This window comes from Streptomyces pathocidini (assembly GCF_001418495.1).
Lineage (GTDB): Bacteria > Actinomycetota > Actinomycetes > Streptomycetales > Streptomycetaceae > Streptomyces > Streptomyces pathocidini.
Window position 1 is genome coordinate 1 of the sequence record NZ_LIQY01000429.1, and the last position, 1,331, is coordinate 1,331.

A 1,331-nucleotide genomic window follows, 5' to 3' on the forward strand; every position below is an offset into this window, starting at 1 on the left:
CCCGCGTCGGAGCCGCTGTCCTCGACCGGCTTGCGGACGACGACCGGTGGGATGGGCCGGGAGCCGGGGATGTTGATCCGGATCCGCGTCGTGAGCGTCGTCTCGGTCCGGGTCTCGGGCTTGGCCTCGAACGCGTCCGCCTCGGGCGCCTGGGCCTGCTCCGCCGGCGCTGCCTCGCCCCCGTCGCGCGCGCCCTCGCGCGTGCGGTACGGCGACCCGTACCCCGGAGTTCCGTACGGCGGGGTGCCCGACGGGTACGCGGCTCCCCCGCGGCCCTGGGGCCCGGAGGACGAAGTGTCAGTTTCTCGGCTCAAGGCGGTTCTCCCGGTTGGCTCCGCCGCCCGTCAGACCTCGCGCGGGCGGCTCGGCGGCGCGCACCACCATACTGGGCACCGCTGACACCCACCGCTGGACCGCCGTATCACCCACTCCGGAGGCGGCGCCACACGGCGGGGAGTTTTGCCGCGTCACCCCCCAAGTCGGGCACCCCGCAAGGCCGGTGGAGGCACGTAGGGCACCGTGGCACACATCACAGCGACGAGCATTCCGCCCAGCAGGAAGAGATACGAGCCGACACCCGCGCCGAACAGGAAGTCGCCTTCGGACCGCGCGGTCGTCAGCAGCAGGACGGCGACCAGCCAGCCCATGGCGGGCGCCCAGCCGCCGAGCCGGGTGCCGAGGGCCTTCACCGCGCCGTAGCAGAGCGCGCCGATGGCCAGCAGGGCGAGCACCAACCCGGCCGGGAACCAGGCGGCTTGGACGAGCGCGCCCGCGGCGCCGACCAGCGCGCCGAGCACGACCAAGCCCGCGTACGCGAGGAAGCGGACGGCGTTCACGCGCCCACCTCCGCCGTCCCGGGTCCTTCGACCCCGGCGAAGAGATCGTTCTCGGGCCGCTCGCCCGGGCCCGGCTCACCGCGTACCAGGCGGTAGAACTCCTCGACCAGCAGCGGCTGGCCCAGGTCGTTGGAGAGCGCGAAGAAGGGGCCGTCGACGGCGATCTGGGTGGCGTGCGCGCGCATCGCGGCGCTCTTCTCGGCGGCGTACGGGCGGCCGTCGACGCGGGCGGCCACCTCCGCGTCGCCCACCAAGCCCGGCAGGTCGGCGGCCGAGGCGATACCGCCGAAGGTCAGTCCGGCCTCGCGCAGCCGGGCGAACCCGGCCTCGACAACCGAGCGCGGCAGGCAGTTCCAGTAGATCTTGCCGATGGTGTGCGGCTCGCCGAGGTCGGGGCGGAAGCCGGGGTCCGCGGCGAGGTCGGCCGCGCGCATGGCGACGCGGTGGGCCTGGATGTGGTCGGGATGGCCGTAACCGCCGTTCTCGTCGTACGTG

General features: G+C 74.3%; 2 protein-coding genes and 1 pseudogene. All 3 read right to left on the bottom strand.

The features are described 5' to 3' along the window. Window positions 1-314: pseudogene (locus AOK16_RS26700) on the bottom strand (hypothetical protein); the annotation flags it as partial. A 153-nt stretch (window positions 315-467) separates the two neighbouring features. Beyond that, window positions 468-836, bottom strand: a complete 369-nt coding sequence (locus AOK16_RS19555; protein ID WP_055473504.1) for a DUF6113 family protein — start codon at window positions 834-836, stop codon at window positions 468-470. Beyond that, the coding region (locus AOK16_RS19560) for a PIG-L family deacetylase (protein ID WP_478072407.1) at window positions 833-1,331 on the bottom strand (499 nt) is incomplete at its 5' end. The genes AOK16_RS19555 and AOK16_RS19560, both read right to left, overlap by 4 nt.